This window comes from Micrococcus sp. 63XJN7_6_ISO-PGPR-S23-444, assembly GCF_058072765.1.
The window spans coordinates 215,027-234,413 of sequence record NZ_CM176516.1 but is presented as its reverse complement, the minus strand read 5'-3'; the positions used below and the strand labels follow the sequence as shown (position 1 = coordinate 234,413).

The window sequence follows — 19,387 nt, the reverse complement described above, 5'->3', positions numbered from 1 at the left end:
GGCCCGGCCCCGGTCAGAGGACCTGGGCGGCCTGGTCGAAGTCGAGGCGGCCCTGGCGGGGCTGCTGCGCCTTCTCGTCGTCTGCGGCGGCGTGGCCCACGTTGATCACCAGGAGGGACTTCCAGGCACGGTCCGCATGGAACTCGGCGTCCACGGCGGCGGCGTCGAACCCGGCCATGGGGCCGACCTCGAGCCCGTGGGCGCGCAAGGCCACGAGCAGGTAGCCCACCTGGATGAGCGCGTTCGTGCGGCCCATCCCCTCGCGCATGCCCGGCTTGCCCTCGGCATCCTCCTCGAAGCCCTCCCGGAACGGGGCGAGGTGGCCCATGTGGCGGTGCCAGTCGAGGTCGTAGGAGGCGATCAGCGTGAGCGGGGCGCGCTCCGTCTTCTCCCGGTTGAACTCGATCATCAGCGGAGCCAGGCGGGCGCGGGCCTCGGGGCTGTCCACGACGTCGAGCCGCAGCGGCTGGTTGTTCATGGCGGTCGGCGCCCAGCGGAGGTCCGCGTAGGCCCGCTCGATCAGCGCGAGGTCGACGGGCTCGTCCGAGAAGAGCTGCGTCGTGTGGCGGTCCGCGAAGAGGCGGTCGATCTCGGCCTGACTCAGCGGTCCCGCGTCCGGGGCCGGCTGCGTGGGGTGGATCGTGTCCTCGGCGTCGGTGTGCATGTGCGTGGTGGTCATGGGCCAGGGAACGGGCCGGTGGGTGGGCGCATTCCCCGGCTCCCTTAGCCCGTCCGCCCGCCGGATAGGCTTTCGAGGGTGAGCACCGCCCTGTATCGCCGCTACCGCCCGGACCGTTTCGAGGACGTGATCGGGCAGGACCATGTCACGGTCCCGCTGCGCACCGCACTGGCGAAGGACCGCGTGAACCACGCCTACCTCTTCTCCGGCCCGCGCGGCTGCGGCAAGACCACGTCCGCCCGCATCCTCGCGCGCTGCCTGAACTGCGCCCAGGGCCCCACGCCCACCCCGTGCGGCGAGTGTGACTCGTGCCGGGACCTGGCCACCGGCGGGCCGGGCTCGCTGGACGTGCTCGAGATCGACGCGGCCTCGCACGGCGGCGTGGAGGACGCCCGCGGCCTGCGCGAGCGGGCCACGTTCGCCCCGGTCCGGGACCGCTACAAGATCCTCATCATCGACGAGGCGCACATGGTCACGGCGGCGGGCTTCAACGCGCTGCTGAAGATCGTGGAGGAGCCGCCGGAGCACCTGAAGTTCATCTTCGCCACCACGGAGCCGGAGAAGGTCATCGGGACCATCCGCTCCCGCACCCACCACTACCCGTTCCGGCTCGTGCCGCCGGAGCCGCTCATCGCCTACCTCGAGCAGCTGTGCGCGGAGGAGGGCGTGTCCGTGGAGAAGGGCGTGCTGCCGCTGGTGGTGCGCGCCGGCACGGGCTCGGTGCGTGACACGCTCTCCGTGCTGGACCAGCTGATCGCGGGCGCCCAGGAGGGCCAGGTCTCGTACGAGCTCGCGGTGAGCCTGCTCGGCTTCACCCCGGAGGCGCTGCTGGACGACGTGATCGACGCCGTCGCCGCCGACGACACGCCCACGGTGTTCCGCGTGGTGGACCGCGTGGTGCAGTCCGGCCAGGACCCGCGCCGCTTCGTCGAGGACCTGCTGGACCGCTTCCGCGACCTCGTGATCGCGCGCGCCCTGCCGGAGGAGGCCGGGGCGATCCTGCACGGCATGCCGGAGGACCAGGTGCGGCGTCTCTCGGCGCAGGCCGCGCAGCTCTCCCGCGCGGAGCTCTCCCGCCTCGCGGACATCACCAACCTCGCGCTGACGGACATGGTGGGTGCCACGAGTCCCCGCCTGCACCTCGAGCTGCTCATGGCGCGCCTGTTGCTGCCCGCCTCGGACGAGACGCACCGCGGCCTGGCCGCCCGCCTCGAGGCCCTCGAACGGCGCCTCGAACTCGGTGGCGCCGCGCCCGTCGAGGACGGCACCCCGGAGGGCACGACGACGCCGGCCCGGTCCGGCACGCCCGCCGCGGACGGCGGCGGGTCGGCCGGGAACGCGGACGGCTCCGGCCCTCTGACCGGTGCCGCGCTCGCCCGGGCCGCCATGCGGCGGACGGAGGAGCCCGCGTCGACGGCGCCGACCGCCCCGCCGGAGCGCTGGGCACCGCCCGCCCAGCCCGCCGCGGCCGAGGCGCCGGAGGGGGACGCAGCCGCCGGGACCACGAGGTCCGAGCGTCCGCAGCAGCCGCCGCAGCCCGGACGACCCGAACCGGCCGAGGCCGGGGCCCGTGCCGAGGGCGCGCGTCGCCCGGAGGTCGGGAGCCGCCCCGAGCCCGAGGGCCGGCCCCAGGCCCAGGACAGCACCGGTGCCGCGCCGTCGAGCCCCGCTCCCGCCCCGGCGGCGAGCCAGGTGGAGATGATCCGCCGGGCCTGGCCGGACATCCTCTCGGCCCTCGAGGACGCCTCTCGGCTGGTGTGGATGCTGGTGAAGGACAACGCGAGCGTCGCGGGCTACGACGGCTCGTTGCTGACGATCGGCTTCCAGCAGGACGGGCCCCGCCAGTCGCTGCTCGGCCGGGGCGGTGACCGCGTGCTCGGCGAGGCCGTCCACCAGGTGCTCGGCATCCGCCCGCGGCTCGATCTGATCCTCGGTGGGGACGCGCCGACCGGGGACGCCCGCGCACAGTCCGGCGCTCGCCCGGCCGGCCCGGCGCGGACGGACCGGCCTGAGCGTCCGGCCCCGCAGCAGGGCCGGCCCGACCGACCGACGGCGCAGCCGAACCGGCCCGCTCCGGCACCGGGGCAGGCCCCACGCGAGCCGGAGTCCTCCCGCCCCACCCCGCCGCGCTCCGCCGCACCCTCCACCGCGGAGGACGATCCGGCGCCGCCGGCCGCTCCGCCCCGGGCCACGCAGCAGCGTCAGACGCCGGAGCCGTCCCCCGCCTGGACGCCCGCGGCTCCCGCCACCTCCTGGGGGCCGGCGCCGACGTCGTCGACGACGCCCGCCCCCGCCCCGCCGGCGGACGGCTGGGGCGGCCCGGACGAGGAGCCGCCCGCCTGGGACGACGCTCCCCCGCCCGAGGAGGACCCGTGGGACTCGCTGCCCGCGTTCGACCCGGACGCGGAGCAGGACGACTCGGACGGCCCCGAGGGCTGGACCCCGCCGGCCCGGGACGCCGAGGAGCGGCCCGTCGGCGCCGCCGGCTGGGACGGCCCCGTGCCGTCGGTCGAGGACTGGGGCGCGCCGCCGCAGGCCGCACCGGCCCCCGGCGGCGCCGCGCCGGACGCCGGCCAGGACTCCCCGGTCCAGCCCGACGCCCCGACCCCCGGCGAGAGCGAGCCGAGCGCCGAGGAGGTCCGTCGGGCCTACGACCCGGGGCCGCTGGTCCGCGAGGAGGAGCACTCTATCCCCGTGTTCGCCCGTCCGGAGGCGGAGCTGCGCGCCGAGTTCGCGAAGCGCTTCGGCGCGACCCGTCCCGCCGGCTTCGACGACGGCGCGGGCGCGGCCGCGGACGGTGACTCCGCCCGGCCTGCCACGCCGTCACCCGCCCCGGACGACGACGCAGCGGCCACGGAGCGACGCGATCTCCACCCGGCCGCCTCGGGCGCCGGCCCGTCCTCGGACGAGGAGCGGCGCCCCACGGGCTCGCCCACGGCCGACGCGACCCCTGACCCGGGCGTGCCCGCCGACGACGCAGACGCCGCGCCGCGCGCGGCTGCCGGCCCGACCGGTTCGGACTTCCCGGGTTCGGGCCATCCGGCGAGCATGTACCCGCGGCTCATGGAGCGGCTGCGGGCCGGTGGGCCCCTGGAGCCTCCGGTGAACGCGGGCTCGAGCGGCGGCGGGACGGGCGGCGGCCCCGGCGCTCCCGGTGGCCCCGACCCGGACGCCACGCCGGGCTCCCCCGCCGGGGGCCGGCCGAGCGCGGCCTCGCTCGGGGCGCGCCCCGCCGACGTCGAGCCTGCCGGGGGAGCCTCGGCGCCGCCCTCGTTGGACGCGCGGGCCGCGGCCATCCACGCCGCCCGCGAGGCCGCCCAGGGCCGCGGCCCGGCCCGGCCCGCCGACACCGGCCCCGCCGCCCCGGCGACGTCCGGTGTGGGGTGGGAGGACGAGGTCGCCAGCGACGACGACGTCCCGCTCGAGGACTCGGGCCTCGTGGGCCGAGCCGTCGTCGAACGGGTGCTCGGCGGCCGTCTGCTCGAGGAACGCCCCAACGACGCCTGAGGCGAACGCGCCCGTACGCCGTCCGGGGCCGCGGGCATGATGGACGCGGCGCCGGACCACGGCGCCGCGTCGGGGCGCACGGACCACGAGACGCACCATCGGACGAGGGAGACGGATGTACCAGGGCGCGGTGCAGGACCTGATCGACGAGCTCGGCCGCCTGCCGGGCATCGGGCCGAAGTCCGCCCAGCGCATCGCCTTCCACATGCTGGAGGCGGACCGGGAGGACATGCTGCGGCTGGCGGACGCCATCCGCACGGTCAAGGACAGGGTGCGGCTGTGCTCGGTCTGCTTCAACGTGTCCGAGGACGAGGTGTGCTCGCTCTGCCGGGATGAGCGCCGGGACCGCTCCCAGATCTGCGTGGTCGAGGAGTCGCAGGACGTCATGGCCATGGAGCGCACCCGCGCCTTCCAGGGCCGCTACCACGTGCTCGGCGGGGCCATCAATCCGATCGCCGGCATCGGCCCGGAGCAGCTGCACGTCCGCGAGCTGCTCACCCGGCTGCAGGACGAGGCCGTGCAGGAGGTCATCCTCGCCACGGATCCCAACCTCGAGGGCGAGGCCACGGCCACCTACCTCGGCCGGCTCCTCGGCGCCTCGGGCATCCGCGTCACGCGCCTGGCCTCCGGTCTGCCCGTCGGCGGGGACCTCGAGTACGCGGACGAGGTCACCCTCGGCCGTGCCTTCGAGGGACGCCGCCTGATCAGCGGCTGACTCCGGCCGGCGTCGAGCAGGTCCTGCCCGACGCCGGCCCGGCTCAGGCCACGCGCGTGCCGGCGGGCAGCCGCCCGGCCGGGGTGTCCAGGCGACGGTGGCCCCACCAGCCCAGCCCGGCCACCAGCACACCCTGCATCGCCAGGCCGAGCGGCCACACCGGCCAGGTGCCCTGCCGGTCCGGCACGCCGCTCTGGTCGAGACCGCGCAGCTCGCCGTCGAGGCACTCGACGTCCCGGACGGGGTCACGCTGGGTCCAGCGCAGCCCCACGGACAGCAGGTTGAGCGGCCCGGGATCCGCCCGGGTCCCGTTCTCGAGGAGCCCGCCCTCCCAGGGGGAAGCATCCGCGAGGACGGCGTAGGGGTTCGCCGCGAGCAGCCATCCGCTGCGCCGCGGGTCGGGGATCGTCCGGGTGGTCACCGGGCCGACGCACCGGTCGGCGATCCCGTCGACCAGCTCCGGGTGCGCCGCCTCCCACTCGGCCCAGGCCTGCTCCGCCTCCTCCGGGGTCATCTTCTCGAGCTCCGCGTCGGTGAACGGCTCCGCCGTCATGGAGCCGTACTCGGCGTCGTTGGCCCGCACCTCGGTCTGCAGGAACTGCAGGGACAGCCCGAAGGCCACCAGGGTGCCGATCGTCAGCGCCGCCACGATCAGGTACGTCACCACGACGGCGAACAGCGTGCGCCCGGCGATCGCCGAGACGGCCACGCCGATCCCCGCGATCATGCCGAACTCCACGAGGATCATCACGAGCCCCACCAGCACGGCCCACGGGGACACGCGCCCCACCACGGCCGCGACCGCGAGCCACGGCAGCGCGGCCGCGAGGAACGCGGCGGAGGCGATCCACGCGGCCAGCCACTTGCCCGCCATCAGGTGCCCGGTCCGCAGCAGGGTGACCTGGGTGATGGCCAGGGTGCCGCCGGCACGGTCGCCCGAGATCGCGTTGGCCGCCAGGGCGGGCGAGACCAGCAGCGAGAGGGTGAGGACGAAGAGCAGGACGCCGTCGAAGAGCGTCCGCCCCAGGGCGCGCATCTGCTGCTCCGCCAGCTCCGGCTCCAGGCCGGACGCCTCCATCTCCGCCACGCCCAGGCCGCGCAGCCCGAGGGCGCCGAGGGTCACCGCTCCCACCACCACGAAGAAGACGCCCAACAGCACGTACCAGCCGCGCGAGCGCAGCCGCTGACGCAGTTCCATGCCCACCACGGTGGCCACGGCCTGGGCCGCGCCGAGGCGTCCCCCCGGCTGCGGCTGCGGCGGGCGGCGGTCATGGATCGAGGTCGCGACGGCGGTGCTCACGGCCGGTCTCCTTCGGTGCGGGGGCCCTCCAGATGGAGGCCCAGGTAGGCGTTCTCGAGGCGGGAGCCCTCCGGGGCGAAGTGGCTGACGAGCACACCCTCGCGCACGAGGTCTGCGAGCAGCGCGGCCGCGGCGGCCTCACCCCGCAGCTGCACCACGACGCCGTCCCGGCGCTGGCCCGCGCCGGCGCCGGTGGCTGCGGTGACGGCGAGGCCGCGGGTCTCGAGGGCGCGGATAAGGGTGTCCCGGGCCGACGGGTCGGGCCCTGCGATCCGGTAGGGGCGGGCGAGGTCGTCGGCGGCGCGGAACTCCTGGGTGGCCACCGTGGCGCCCTCACGGAGGAACACGGCGCGGTCGGACATCTCCTCGAGCTCGGCGAGCACGTGGGAGGAGACGAGCACGGCGGTGCCGGCTGCGGCCATGGCGCGCAGGTCGTCCCGCAGCCGGATGCGGGCGGCCGGGTCGAGGCCGTTGGCGGGTTCGTCCAGGAGCAGGACGGAGGGCCGGTGCACGGTGGCCCGGGCCAGGGAAAGGCGCTGCTGCTGGCCGCGGGAGAGCACGCGGGCGGGCCGGTGGGCGAACTCCGTGAGCTCGACCCACGCGAGCTGCTCGTCCGCGCGCGCCGACGCCTCCGCCTTCCCCATGCCGTAGAGCCGGCCCAGGCTGGCGAGGATGTCGTGACAGGTCAGCTCCTCCCACACGCCCAGGGTGTCGGGCATCCAGCCGAGCCGCCGCCGGGCCTCGACGGGCTCGCGCACCGCGTCCACCCCGGCCACGGACACGGCGCCGGCGTCCGGGCGCAGCAGGGTGGCCAGGATGAGCAGGAGCGTGGTCTTGCCCGAGCCGTTCGGGCCGACGAGGGCCGTCACGGAGCCGGCGGGCACGGTGAGGGAGACGTCCCGCACCGCATGGACGGCGCCGAACGAGCGGGCGAGGCCGTGGGCCACGATCCCGTCGTGGGCGGCCACCCCCAGGACGGGTGGGACGGGCGGGGGTGCTGGAGCGGTCATGGCCCCATCCTTGCCGGGCCGTGCATGGACGCGGATCCACCCGGGGGATGATCCCGGCGCCGATCCCCGCTCGCCCGGGGTCGCAGGCGGGGCCGCGGGCGCCGTCGTCCTGCCCGGCCCTGGGCCGCGGGTCCAGCATCCGGAACAGGGGTTCACCTGGCGGACCCGCGCGGGTGCGCGCCCCTAGACTTGGCCCGAACCGACCCTCGATCCCGTCCGGAGCGACCCATGAGTCTCATCGTCCAGAAGTTCGGCGGCTCCTCCGTGGCCGACGCCGCCGGCATCCAGCGCGTGGCCCGCCGCGTCGCGGACACGGTCCGGGCCGGGAACCGCGTGTGCGTCGTGGTCTCGGCCATGGGCGACACCACGGACGAGCTGCTCGACCTCGCCGCCGAGCTCACGCAGGACGCGCCCGCGCGCGAGATGGACATCCTGCTCTCGGCCGGCGAGCGCATCTCCATGTCCCTGCTGGCGATGGCGATCCACGCCGAGGGCGTCGAGGCCCGCTCCTACACCGGCTCCCAGGCCGGCATGCTGACGGACACCTCGTACGGCCGGGCCCGGATCGTCAAGGTCAACCCCCACCGCGTGCAGGAGGCCCTCGATGCCGGCCGCGTGGCCATCGTGGCCGGGTTCCAGGGCATGAGCCCCGAGTCCAAGGACATCACCACCATGGGCCGCGGCGGCTCGGACACCACCGCCGTCGCCCTCGCCGCCGCGCTCGGCGCGGACGTGTGCGAGATCTACACGGACGTGGACGGCGTCTACTCGGCCGACCCGCGCGTCGTGCCGACCGCCCGCAAGCTCACCGAGCTCTCCTCCGAGGAGACCCTCGAGATGGCGGCCTCCGGATCCAAGGTGCTGCACCTGCGCTCCGTGGAGTACGCGCGCCGCTTCGGCGTGCCACTGCACGTGCGCTCCTCCTTCTCCGACCACGAGGGCACCTGGATCATGCCCGACCCGAACGACACCATCACCCTTCAGGAAGGCGCTCCCATGGAACAGCCCATCGTCTCCGGCGTCGCCCACGACCGCTCCGAGGGCAAGGTCACGATCGTCGGCGTCCCCGACGTGCCCGGCAAGGCCGCCGAGATCTTCCGCGTGATCGCCGTGTCCAACGTGAACATCGACATGATCGTGCAGAACATCTCCCGCGAGGGCTCGGGCCGCACGGACATCTCCTTCACCCTGCCGATCGTGGAGGGCAAGGACGCCATGGCCGCCCTGCGCGCCGCCCAGGACCGGATCGGCTTCCAGGACATCGTCTCGGACCCGGAGATCGGCAAGCTCTCGCTGATCGGCGCGGGCATGCGCTCCAACCCGGGCGTCTCCGCCACCTTCTTCAAGGCGCTCGCCGACGCCGGCGTGAACGTGGACCTCATCTCCACCTCGGAGATCCGCATCTCCGTGGTCACCGCCGAGGACAAGCTCGACGACGCCGTCCGCGCCGTGCACGCCGCCTTCGGCCTCGACGCCGAGGAGGAGGCCACGGTCTACGGCGGCACCGGCCGCTGACGCCGCATCCGCCCCTCCCCCACCGCCCGGGCGACTTTCGAACGTGAAATGGGGCGAATGGGCGCTGTCGAACGTGAGGTAGGGCCTATCCCACGTTCGAAAGCGAGGGGGCCGGGGTGCTTCCACCCTCCCCCACCCACCACGACGCCGGCCCCGCACCTTCAGCGTGAAGGTGCGGGGCCGGCGTCGTGCGGGCGGTTCCTCCCGTTCCGTCAGCGAGGACGGAGGGGGTCGGCGGTCACGGGACCTGGACGGTCACGTCGGTCGTGATGCCCGCGTCCCAGGTGACGAGGCCCTTCCAGGTGCCCGAGGTCAGGCCCGACCAGGAGAGGGTCGCCTCGGTGGCCTTGCCCGAGGTCACGGGCACCGGGTTCGGGGAGACGGTCAGGTTGCCCGCGTCCTCGCGCAGCTTCAGCGTCTCGAGGGTGCCGGTGTCCTTGCCGCCGTTGGCCGCGTACAGGTGGCCGACCACGGTATAGGCGCCCGGGGTGGGGTTCACGATCGTCAGCGTCTCGGACTCGTCCGCGGTCGCCCGGGAGAGCTGCTTGCCCTCGGGGGTGATCACGTACAGGTCCCAGTCGGCGCCGGCGGCGCCCGCGTTGATCGAGGCCACCAGGGACTTGGTGCCCTCCTCCACGGTCACCGTGGACACGGCCAGTGCGCTGGACTCGAGCGAGTTGCTCGCGATGGCGGCGGCCACGGTGGAGTCCACCTTGCCCAGGCCCAGGACCTGCGGGGTCAGCTCACCGGTCACGCCGGGGGTGATCTCCACGTCGGCGGAGCCGGTGGCGCCGGAGCCCTCGCCGGCGGAGGTGACGGTCGCGGACTTCGCCTTGACGGTGACCGGGGAGGTCACCTCCGGGACGGCCTTGCCCTTGGCGGTGGTCCAGGACATGGAGCCGTGGGTCCAGGTGTTCACCGCGGCGTCGGTGCGGGTGACGGTCAGCTCGACGTCGGCGGACTGGCCGGCCTTCAGGTCCAGCACGGCCGGGGAGGCGGTCACCTCGAAGCCGGGCACGTTCGCGGAGAACTGCCAGCGGCCGTTCTCCAGGGCGGTCACGGTGCGGGTCACGGTGGCCGAGCCGACGACGTCGGGGATCGCCAGGGACGGGACGTTCACGTCACGGCCGGCGATGTCGCCGCGCAGCAGCGCGTCCCACTGCTCCTTGCCGGAGTCGTAGACCAGGCCCGGACGGGCGGCGGCGGCCGGATCGGCGGAGCCGGCGCCCGTGGCGAAGTTGTCCGTGTTCACGGTGCCGTCGGCGTTGTACACGTCGCCGGCGGTGGTCATGAGGGCGGACTTCACGGCCATCGGGGACCAGGCCGGGTACTTGCCGATCAGCAGCGTGGCCATGCCGGCCAGGTTCGGCGAGGCCATGGACGTGCCGGACATCAGGCCGAACGTGTTGCCGTGGTAGTCGGGGTCCAGCGGGGAGACGCCGGCGATCACGTTCACACCGGGGGCGGCGAGGTCGGGCTTCAGGAGCTCCTGGTTCACGGCGTTGGCCGGGCCGCGGGAGGAGAAGCCGGCGATCTGGGGCAGCGGGTCCTCCGGCAGGCCGGTGGTGTCGCCCGGGACGATCGTGGCGGTGAGGTCGGAGGACTTCACCTTCTCGATCACGCCGTTGTCGTTCATGTGCACGGTCGGCACCGCGTGGATGTCCGCGTCCAGCGAGCCGGACGGGGTGTTCACGAGGATCATGCCGACGCCGCCGGCCTCCTCCACCACCTGCGACTTCTCGGTGCGGGCGTTCCCGCCGCGCTCGCAGAGCACGATCTTGCCGGCGGCCTCCTCGGTGAGCCCGCCGGGCAGGCAGAGACGCGCGGCCTCGGCGTCGCCGGCGGCGACCTCGGACGCGTGGATGACCTCGGCCGGGCCCACGCCGGTGCGGGCCGAGGAGGCGCCCCGGAGCTGCGTGCCGTCGGAGAACTGCACGGTGGCGGTGAGCTCGTTGGAGAACGTCTCCGCGGCCACGGTGGTCAGCCACGGGGAGCCGTGGTTCACGGTGTTCGGGCCGGGGCCGGAGTTGCCGCCGGAGGCGGCCACGAAGATGCCGGCCTCGGCGGCGGACTTGAAGGCCATGGCCACCGGGTCCACGATCGAGGTGTTGGAGCCGGAGATCGAGTAGTTCAGCACGTCCACGTTGTTCTCGATGGCCTGCTCGATGGCGGCCACGGAGGCGGAGGTGTAGCAGCCGCCGGTGTTCGGGTCGGTGTCCTCCCAGCAGATCTTGTAGGAGATCAGGTGGGCGGCCGGGGCCACGCCCGCGCCCTCGCCGAAGGAGTCGTCGTCGATGGTCTGCTCCACCCCGGTGTTGCCGAGGATGGTGGTGGCCACGTGGGTGCCGTGGGAGAACACGCCCAGCGGGGAGATGCGCTCCTCCGGGGCCCGCTCGTCCACCGGGACGAAGCGCTCGAAGTCGTCGGAGAAGGCGTAGGCGCCGATCAGCTTGGAGTCGCACGACGACGCCGGGAAGTCCGGGCCGGTCTCGCACTCGGCCGTGGCGGTGGTGCCGTCCGCCTTGAGCACGGCGATCTGGCCGTCCGCGGTGCGGTACGGCACGCCGACCTTGGCCTTGCCCTTGAGCGGCTGGACGGGCTGACCGTCGATGAACGGGTTGTCCGGGTGGATGCCGGAGTCGATGACGCCGACCACCACGCCCTTGCCCGCGTTCTCGGCCTTGCCGTACACGGACTTCCAGGTGCCCTTCTTGCCGGGCAGGCCGAGGAATTCGGTGGAGCTGTAGTCCGGGGCCACCTGCTCGTCCGGCGCGACGCCGAGCACGGCCGGGTCCTTCGCGATCGACTGGGCCTCCTCGGCGGTCAGCTCGGCGACGAACGCGTTCACGGCGCGCTGGAAGGAGATCTCGGCCTTGGCGCCGTGGGCCTTCGCGACCTTCTCCTGCTGGCGCTGGAGCTTGGCCTCGTAGTTCTTCACGCGCGGGTGCGAGGGGTCGAACTTCGCCTTCGGAGCGGCGCCCGGAACGGCGCCGGCCTCGGGGGCGGTCACCGACGGCTGGTCCTTCAGGACCACGAAGTAGCGGCCGTCCTCGAACTGCTGCTGGACCTGCACCTCGCCCTGCGGGCTGGAGACGGTGCTGCCGTCGGGCAGTTCGACGGCGGTGGCCGACACCGCGAGCGCGGGAGCGGCCACGAGGCTCGCGCCGGCGACGGCCGCGGCCAGGGCCCGACGGCGCCGGGCAGGGGTGGGGTTCTGAGGCATTGCCTCCGCCTTTCTCATCAAGGTCCGCCCAGCTCTCACCCGTGGCACGCCGGCGGGGATGACGCCGGGGGACGGGGAGATCGGCGCCCATGTGATGGGCACCACAGCGAGACATGTGCAATCTACCGTCCGGTAGGGCGTTTGACCAGATCTTTGCCAGGCAACGTCCAGGACCGTCGAATTGGGGCCGCCGGAGTGCGCTCCCCGCGTCGGCATCACGTGGGCCCGCTCGCTCATGAGGGGCGCCACGGGGGAGGATGGTGGGGTCATGCCCGAGCCACACACCGCCCCCGCGCCCTCCGAGACCCTGCCGCCCGCCGTCGTCGCCCTGCCCGCCGACGTGTGGCGGGCCCACGCGCTGGCGCACCGCGAGCGCATCGCCCGACGCACGGACCCGCTGGTGGCCCTGCGGATGCGGGGCGAGAAGCACCCGGTGCAGGACTTCCTCTTCGGCTACTACACGCACTCCCCCGCCGCGCTGCAGCGCTGGCACCCCGGGCCGGGGGTCCTCCTCGCGGACGACGACGGCGCCGCGGCCCGCGCCGAGGCGGCCGAGCTGGGCACGACCCCGCGGGGCGAGTGGAAGCACTACCGGCGCGTCGAGGCCGGCGAGGTGGCAGGCGCCGTCGTCGACGGCCGCCCGGTGGGCGGCTGGCTGGTGGACGTGGCGGCGGTGCTGGCCGACCGCGCGTCGGGGGTGGCGTTCACGCGGGAACTGCTCGCGCGCACGGCGGGGCGGGCGCCACGCCTGGGCTGCTTCGGGCTGCACGAGTGGGCGATGGCGTACCGCTCGGACGTGCACGGGGTGCGGCACTCCCAGCTGCCGCTGCGGCTCGGGGCCGGGGGGACGGACGCGGTGGTGGAGGGCTCGCGGATACGGTGCACGCACTTCGACGCGTTCCGGTTCTTCGCACCCGAGGCCCGCGACCGCAACGAGGGCGACGACGGCGTCCTGCCCACGCGCGCCGGGATGCGGGAGATGGAGCAGCCCGGCTGCCTGCACGCGGGGATGGACCTGTACAAGTGGGCGTACAAGCTGGTGCCGGTGGTCGACTCGGACCTGCTCGCGGACTGCTTCGACCTCGCGTGGGACATCCGCAGGCTGGACATGGAGGCCTCGCCGTACGACCTGACCGGGGTGGACGACCTCTCCGACGGGCGCGGCGGCTACGCGGCCGTGCGGATCGAGGAGCCGGCAGGGCGTGCCGAGTACGCGCGGCGACAGCGCGAGTTCGCCGCGCGGGGCCAGGCGCTGCGGGCGCGGCTGCTGGCGGTGCTGGACGCGGCCGCGGGGGCGGCCCCCGGGACCGGGCCGGACGCCGAGTGGACTTCCAGCGCACGTCCATGATTAGGATGGCCGCTCTACAGGCTGTGAGGCGCATCACTCGCGTCATCCGGTGACCGCCCGGCCCTCTCCGCACCGAACGACTCGAGGACCTGACGTGACCAGAACCGTTCCAGCTCGCCGCCGCACCACGCTCGCCGCCGCCGTCGCGGCCGTCTCGCTCGCCGTCACGGCCGCCGCCCCCGCGCTCTCCGCGCCCGGCAACGGCAACGGCAACGGCAACGGGTCCGCATCGCAGGGTCAGGCCCGCTCCAACGACCTCTCCGCCACGCGCGGCAACAAGGTCAACGACGCCGCCGCGCTCGCGCCGCACCTCGTGGGCCAGACGCTGGACTGGGAGGCCTGCGACTTCGGCAGCGAGCGCCTCAACGCCCGGTTCAACGCGATCCCCGGCACCGCGTGCGCCGACGTCACGGTGCCGCGGGACTGGAAGAACCCCGAGGACGGCCACACCATCACCCTGCGCGTGGCCAAGACCGAGACCTCGAAGGGCAACCCGGAGCGCCAGGGCATCGCACTGGTGAACCCCGGCGGCCCGGGCGGCTCCGGCCTGCCCTGGGGCCCCGCCATGGCCGAGCGCGCCCCGGAGCTCGCCGAGCAGTACGACTTCATCGGCTTCGACCCCCGCGGCGTGGGCCAGTCCACCGCCCTGGAGTGCACCTACACGCCGAACCCCGAGCACGACGTGTGGCAGGACACGAAGGCCCAGGTCGACGCGTGCCTCGAGAACGAGCTCACCCCGTACATCACCACCGAGCAGACCGTGTACGACATGGACTTCATCCGCGCCGTCCTGGGCGAGGAGAAGACCTCCTACATCGGCTACTCGTACGGCACCTGGCTGGGCAGCTGGTACCAGCGCATCTTCCCCCAGCACACGCACCGGTTCCTGCTGGACTCCGCCGTGGACATCTCCCGCGACGGGCTCCAGACCACCTGGGACCTGCAGCCGCGCTCCCGCGACCGCCAGTTCCAGGACGCGATGCTCCCCTACGTGGCCCGGCACGACGAGATCTTCGACCTCGGGGACGACCCGATGCAGATCCGGGAGCGCTGGGAGGACGTGGGCGGCACCCGCACCCAGCTCGGCATGATCGTCGCCGGCTCGTTCCTGCTGCCGGCCATGTACGACACGTCCCAGTACCTCGACGCCGGGTCCGTCATCGCCGCCTACATCCGCATCATGGAGTCCGAGGCCGCGGCCACGGATCCCGCGGGGCAGCGCACCCAGATCGAGCGCATCCTGGCCGAGGCCCGTGCGTCGCTGCCGGCCGAGGAGCGTGACTCCTTCGACCGCTTCGCCGCCCGCGGCCTGGAGACCGTGGGCGAGCGCGAGCAGCTCGTCGCCGCCACCCAGGCCGGAGACGCCGTCACCTTCGAGGGCGCGTTCTCGGCGATCCGGTGCCAGGACGGCCAGTGGAACACCTCGCAGGGCTACTGGACCTCGTGGGTGGACGACCTCGGCCGCAAGGCCCCGTGGATCGGTGTGCTGATGGGCCCGTCGGAGTGCATGTACTGGCCCGCCCAGACCTCCATGCCCTCCCAGCCCGGCGGCAAGGGCGCCCCGAACACCGTGATCGTGCAGTCCGAGCTGGACGCGGCGACCCCGTACGAGGGCGGCCACCGCGCCGCCGGCGTGCTGCGCAACACGTCCCTCATCTCCGTGGACAACGAGGGCACCCACGGCCTGTTCCCGTACGGCACCGAGTGCGTGGACACGCCCATCCGTGACTACTTCCTGACCGGCGCCCAGCCGGCCGAGAAGTCACTGTGCGACGCCGTCCCGCTGCCGCTCGAGACCCAGCCGGTCCAGGTGGCCGGGGCCCCGACGCACAAGGGCGACATCAAGATCTCGATGCGCACCGATGCCGTGCGCGAGGCCAACCGCATCACCCACGACGCGATCGAGCGTCAGCTGATCGACTCCCGCGCGGTGACCCCGGACATCGAGGCCTTCCTGGAGGACTGACGGCCCGGGCACCCGGAACCCGGTCCGCCCCCGACGGCCCGGCGACTCCCCCGCGGAGACGCCGGGCCGTCGTCGCGCCCGGGGAGGGCCTGCAACGCGGGTTGAGTTGTCGCGGGTCCGGGCGCCCAGCACCCCCGATAACTCAACCCGCGATGGGCAGCCGGAGGGGTGGCGTCGACGCCGGGGCCGATAGCCTCGCGCCGTGATCCTGCACATCACCCTCCCGGAGGACTGGGCCGCCGCGCGGCGCATCGGCCGCTACACGGCGTCGACGCGCGGCGCCTCGATCGACGACGTCGGCTTCCTCCACGCCTCCGACGACGCCGCCCAGGTGGGCGTGGTCGGCGCGGCGATCTACCCGGACCGGCCAGACGCGTTCGTCGTCGGCCTGGACGAGGACGAACTGGCGGGGGCCGGCCTGCGGGTGCGGCGCGAGCCGGGAGACCCCTCCGATCCCCACTCGGCCGAGTTCCCGCACGTCTATCCGGGCGAGGCCGTCTCCGGGCACATCCCGTGGTCGATGCTCACCCCCGTGACCGACCCACGGGCGGAAGCCCGCGTGCACCGCGAAGACTCGGCCGAGGCCGCCGCGCTGCTCGATGCCGGGTGGAGCATACGCTCCCGCTCCTGGGGCGCGCGCCTCCACCTCGACGACGACGCCGACCTGGCGTCCTACCGTGGCCACGTCGCGGCGGCCGAAGCGCGGGGAATCGAGGTGCGGAGACTGACCGCCGTCGACCTGCCTGCCCTGCGCGCCCTCGACGAGGAAGCGGCTCCCCGATTCCCGCACACCGACGGCTCCCGTCACGAGCCGCTGCCGGACGACCTCGAGGCCCGACTGTCCACCCCAGAGGGGCTCGCCGTGGGGGCCTTCGAGGGAGGCGTGCTCATCGGATTCACCCTGACGTTCCGCTCCCCTGCCCGGTGGGAGGTCGACCGCACCGCGGTCGCGGCCGAGCACGAGAACCGTGGCGTGGCGAAGGCCGTCAAGGCGGCGACCGTCCTGGCGACCCATGCCCGCGGTGGGCGCGAGTGGGGAACCGGCGGCGCCGAGTCCAACGCGGCGTCCCTGCGGATGAACGCGGCCCTCGGGTTCCGTCTCGAGCCTGCCTGGCTCGGGCTGACCCCGCCCACGACGTGGGAGGAGTTCGCGCGGGCCCCGGCGTCAAGCTCCCTTGACGACAAGGTCACTTGACTGTCAAGCTTGCTTCACAACGTCCGGTCGGACGGCCCCCACAGAGCCTCCGAGGCGGGCCGGGCCACCGGCCCAGGGCATCGACCACAGGAGGGCCCCATGACCACGAACCACTCCCGCCACACCACCGCCGCCGCGGACGGCCCGGGCACCCGGTACCCGGTCCGCCCCGACGGCCCGGCGACTCCCCCGCGGAGACGCCGGGCCGTCGTGGGGTCGGCTCAGCCGTCGAGGATGCAGAACTCGTTGCCCTCGGGGTCGGCGAGGACGGCCCAGCCGAGGTCGACGCGGCGGTCGTCGACCATCGCGGCGCCGAGGGCGAGCGCCCGCTCGATCTCGGCGTCGCGCGTCGAGCCGGCGGCCGCGCGCAGGTCCATGTGGGCGCGGTTCTTCACGCGCTTGGCGTCCGGGACGCGGAAGAAGAGGACGACCTGCCCGTCAGGGCCGACGAGTGAGCACTCGTCCGACCCCGGGCGGTAGAGGTGAGGCTCGTCGACCTCCCAGCCGAGCAGCGCGCGCCAGAACTCGGCGATGGCGTGGGGGTCCAGCGCGTCCCACGTGGTGTGAGAGAGACGGAGGGACATGGCGGCTCCTCAGGAACGGGCCGGGGCGGGCGGGGACGACTCCACGCGAGCCAAGGGCGCGGCACCCCGGGCAAGGCGGGTTGACTTGTCACGGGTATTCACCGCCCAGACCCGCGACAAGTCAACCCGCGTTGGCCGGACGGGCGGACGGACGGCGGAGGGCCGGGTCACCCGCGGATGTGTCGCATCACGAGCCGCGGGATCGCGCTGCGCGGGCTGATGCTGCACCACGCGACGGGCTCGCCGTCCGAGTACCGACGACGCCGGGCGCAGGCTCCCCCGCAGCGAGCGCCCGCATGGTGTCCTCGCGGGGGTCGCCGGGCGCGTGCCTCTGCGGCGCTGAGAGCCGGGGGGACAGGCACCAGCAGTGCGTGGCGCGGCGGTTCGGGTTGACGACGTGCGCGAAGTCGTCGAAGCGGTCGGCGGTGAGCGGGTGCACCTCGAAGGCCATGCGGCCAGCATCGTGGGCGGCGGTGGAGGCGTCCACGGCGAGGCCCAGCTCCGCCGCCGCCCTGTCGGGCCACCGTCAAGCAGACTTGACGTCAAACTCTCTTTACTGTCAAGCTTGCTTCACACGACGGGGACAAACCCCGGCCCCGCCCCGGAGGGACCGCCATGGCCACCACGCCGCACACCACCACCGACCTCGCCCGCGACCGCCGCCCCCGCTGGGGCCGCTCCGCCCGTCTGGGCGGCGGGTCCGGGCGACTGATCCTCGTCAGCCTCGTGGCCGGCGTCGTCATCGCCCTGCTGATCGGGGCCGCGTCCTACGGTCTGGCCTCGAGCCAGGGCGACGCCGGTCCCCGCTTCCCGGCGGTCACGGGCGCGGTCATGGCGGCGTCGGCGCTCCCGGTCGGCGCAGCCCTCGCCTGGCTGTTCCTCGTGGACCGCACCACCCTGCGCGGCGCCGTCCGGGACACCGAGGAGACCATCGAAGGCCGGTGGCTCGAGAAGGCGCAGTCCGGCGCGTTTGGCGACCTGCTCGTGGTGCTGGGCCTGGGCACGTTCGTCGTCGCCCTGGCGGGGTGGCAGCCCAGCCTCCCCCTCGTGGGCGCCGGGCTGCTCCTCTTCGCGGGCGCCTCGGTGGCCGTCCGCTACGAGCTCCAGAAGCGCCGGGGCTGAGCCGTGGAGAACACCATCCCCGACGAGCGTGCCCGCCTCGGCTGGTCGCAGCAGCGGCTCGCCGACGAGCTCGGCGTCTCCCGGCAGACCGTCATCTCCCTCGAGAAGGGCCGCTACGACCCCTCGCTCCCGCTCGCCTTCCGCCTCGCGGCCGTGTTCGGGCGGCGGATCGAGGACCTGTTCACCCCGGACGGCAACGCGGGTTGAGTTCTCGCGGGTCCAGGCGCCCAGCACCCGTGACAAGTCAACCCGCGTTGGGCCCGGGGCGGCGTGGGGCGTGAGAGGCTGGGGCCATGGATCGAGAGCTGCGCACCCCTCCGGAGCTGGAGGGCGTGGACTGGTACGACGACGCCCCGCGTCGCCCCCGTCCGATCGTCACCCTGGTGGCGTGGATCGCCATCCTGGGCCTGGTCCTCAGCGTGGGTGCCGGGATCTTCTCGGCCTTCTGACGCGTCACCGCCGGCCGCCGGCCAACGCGCCACCCCGGCCTCAGCGCACGTCGCCGTCCACGTAGCGCCAGATCCCGTCCTCACGGCGGAACCGGCTGACCTCATGGAGTCGGAACCGCCCCCCGGCCCCCGTGCCGACGGCCACGAACTCCACGGTCCCGGCGTCCTGGAACGGCCCGCCGTCCCGCACCTCCAGCACCGCCAGGCGGGTGAACCGCGGCGCCTGTTCCCCCGCGACCGGCAGCAGCTCGGCCGCGGTGGGCCGATGCTCGGGGGCCCAGGTCGCGGCGAGGTAGTCGGCCATCGCCCGGGCCTCCGCCGGCCCGGCCTCGCCCAGCCGCGCGAACGCCGTGTACCGGGAGCGCATGAGCGCCTCGGCGGTGGGCGCGATCAGGGCGCCGTCCCGGGCGAAACGTTCGTGCAGGCGACCGCAGCACGCCGCGAGCCCGGCTCCGGACCCGCAGGGGCAGGGGTCAGGACGGGTCACCGGCGCGGACGTCCGGCCGCGCGACGCCGGGCGGACCGGGCCTTGATGCGGCGCACTCCCGTCAGCACGACGCCGGCCGCCGCGGCGAGCAGCGCAGGGCCGAGCGGGCTGATCGGCCGACGGCGGCCGAGCGGGGACACACGGGTCTGCTGAGGTCTCATGCCGCCAGGCTACGCCGGGCCGGCTGCCGCGTGCCGCCCCCGTCACACCCCCGATTCCGCGTCCGGGCGGCCGAGTAGACTGGGCGGGCAAGCACGCGGAGCGCCCCGGGCCGGGCGTGAGACGGC

The 19,387-nt window shown here is 74.4% G+C and carries 16 protein-coding genes; 9 read left to right on the top strand and 7 right to left on the bottom strand.

Going from position 1 to position 19,387, the window contains the following annotated elements; genetic code table 11:
* Positions 1–13: 13 nt before the first annotated feature.
* On the bottom strand, positions 14–679 hold the full coding sequence (locus AC3RJ9_RS01095; RefSeq protein ID WP_049146682.1) for a malonic semialdehyde reductase: 666 nt from the start codon (positions 677–679) through the stop codon (positions 14–16).
* A 78-nt stretch (positions 680–757) separates the two neighbouring features.
* On the opposite strand from AC3RJ9_RS01095, the gene AC3RJ9_RS01090 reads away from it, so the two are divergent.
* A complete protein-coding gene (locus AC3RJ9_RS01090) occupies positions 758–4,186 on the top strand; it encodes a DNA polymerase III subunit gamma and tau (RefSeq protein ID WP_480221452.1) in 3,429 nt (1,142 codons plus the stop codon).
* Between the two features lie 115 nt (positions 4,187–4,301).
* The gene (recR, locus tag AC3RJ9_RS01085; protein WP_480221451.1) at positions 4,302–4,901 is read left to right on the top strand and encodes a recombination mediator RecR; all 600 of its coding nucleotides are present in this window, start codon (positions 4,302–4,304) and stop codon (positions 4,899–4,901) included.
* A 43-nt stretch (positions 4,902–4,944) separates the two neighbouring features.
* Here recR and AC3RJ9_RS01080 read toward each other — a convergent pair whose 3' ends face one another.
* On the bottom strand, positions 4,945–6,201 hold the full coding sequence (locus tag AC3RJ9_RS01080) for an ABC transporter permease (protein WP_377681074.1): 1,257 nt from the start codon (positions 6,199–6,201) through the stop codon (positions 4,945–4,947).
* Positions 6,198–7,211: an ABC transporter ATP-binding protein gene (locus AC3RJ9_RS01075; RefSeq protein WP_377681073.1), complete on the bottom strand. Its 1,014-nt coding sequence runs from the start codon at positions 7,209–7,211 to the stop codon at positions 6,198–6,200. Before AC3RJ9_RS01075 ends, AC3RJ9_RS01080 begins: the two co-directional genes overlap by 4 nt.
* 228 nt (positions 7,212–7,439) lie before the next feature.
* Between AC3RJ9_RS01075 and AC3RJ9_RS01070 the strand changes: the two genes are divergently transcribed.
* Positions 7,440–8,726, top strand: a complete 1,287-nt coding sequence (locus tag AC3RJ9_RS01070; protein WP_095347647.1) for an aspartate kinase — start codon at positions 7,440–7,442, stop codon at positions 8,724–8,726.
* 238 nt (positions 8,727–8,964) lie between these two features.
* Here AC3RJ9_RS01070 and AC3RJ9_RS01065 read toward each other — a convergent pair whose 3' ends face one another.
* Positions 8,965–11,949 (bottom strand): S8 family serine peptidase, encoded by a 2,985-nt coding sequence (locus tag AC3RJ9_RS01065; protein WP_440314672.1) that lies wholly within the window; start codon positions 11,947–11,949, stop codon positions 8,965–8,967.
* 268 nt (positions 11,950–12,217) lie between these two features.
* Here AC3RJ9_RS01065 and AC3RJ9_RS01060 point away from each other — a divergent pair, with 268 nt between their 5' ends.
* The 3 genes from AC3RJ9_RS01060 (at position 12,218) to AC3RJ9_RS01050 (ending at position 16,458) form a co-directional block, all read left to right on the top strand.
* A complete protein-coding gene (locus AC3RJ9_RS01060; RefSeq protein ID WP_206495865.1) occupies positions 12,218–13,297 on the top strand; it encodes a 3-methyladenine DNA glycosylase in 1,080 nt (359 codons plus the stop codon).
* A gap of 94 nt (positions 13,298–13,391) precedes the next feature.
* A complete protein-coding gene (locus AC3RJ9_RS01055) occupies positions 13,392–15,263 on the top strand; it encodes an alpha/beta fold hydrolase (RefSeq protein ID WP_206495866.1) in 1,872 nt (623 codons plus the stop codon).
* A 202-nt stretch (positions 15,264–15,465) separates the two neighbouring features.
* The gene (locus tag AC3RJ9_RS01050; protein ID WP_159833660.1) at positions 15,466–16,458 is read left to right on the top strand and encodes a GNAT family N-acetyltransferase; all 993 of its coding nucleotides are present in this window, start codon (positions 15,466–15,468) and stop codon (positions 16,456–16,458) included.
* Positions 16,459–16,679: 221 nt separating this feature from the next.
* Here AC3RJ9_RS01050 and AC3RJ9_RS01045 read toward each other — a convergent pair whose 3' ends face one another.
* Positions 16,680–17,042 carry a VOC family protein gene (locus tag AC3RJ9_RS01045; protein WP_020621445.1) on the bottom strand — a complete coding sequence of 121 codons (363 nt, stop codon included), beginning with the start codon at positions 17,040–17,042 and terminating at the stop codon, positions 16,680–16,682.
* Between the two features lie 615 nt (positions 17,043–17,657).
* Between AC3RJ9_RS01045 and AC3RJ9_RS01040 the strand changes: the two genes are divergently transcribed.
* From AC3RJ9_RS01040 to AC3RJ9_RS01030, 3 genes are all read left to right on the top strand, one after another.
* Positions 17,658–18,164 (top strand): hypothetical protein, encoded by a 507-nt coding sequence (locus AC3RJ9_RS01040; protein WP_233569922.1) that lies wholly within the window; start codon positions 17,658–17,660, stop codon positions 18,162–18,164.
* 3 nt (positions 18,165–18,167) lie between these two features.
* A complete protein-coding gene (locus AC3RJ9_RS01035) occupies positions 18,168–18,371 on the top strand; it encodes a helix-turn-helix transcriptional regulator (RefSeq protein WP_002856639.1) in 204 nt (67 codons plus the stop codon).
* A gap of 86 nt (positions 18,372–18,457) precedes the next feature.
* The gene (locus AC3RJ9_RS01030) at positions 18,458–18,613 is read left to right on the top strand and encodes a hypothetical protein (RefSeq protein WP_002856637.1); all 156 of its coding nucleotides are present in this window, start codon (positions 18,458–18,460) and stop codon (positions 18,611–18,613) included.
* A 40-nt stretch (positions 18,614–18,653) separates the two neighbouring features.
* Here the strand turns inward: AC3RJ9_RS01030 and AC3RJ9_RS01025 are convergent, their stop codons facing one another.
* Entirely contained in the window at positions 18,654–19,100 is a 447-nt protein-coding gene (locus AC3RJ9_RS01025) for a YchJ family protein (RefSeq protein ID WP_002856636.1), read from the bottom strand.
* Positions 19,097–19,261, bottom strand: coding sequence for a hypothetical protein (locus AC3RJ9_RS01020; protein ID WP_155116188.1), 165 nt, complete (start codon positions 19,259–19,261; stop codon positions 19,097–19,099). Before AC3RJ9_RS01020 ends, AC3RJ9_RS01025 begins: the two co-directional genes overlap by 4 nt.
* Positions 19,262–19,387 lie beyond the last annotated feature (126 nt).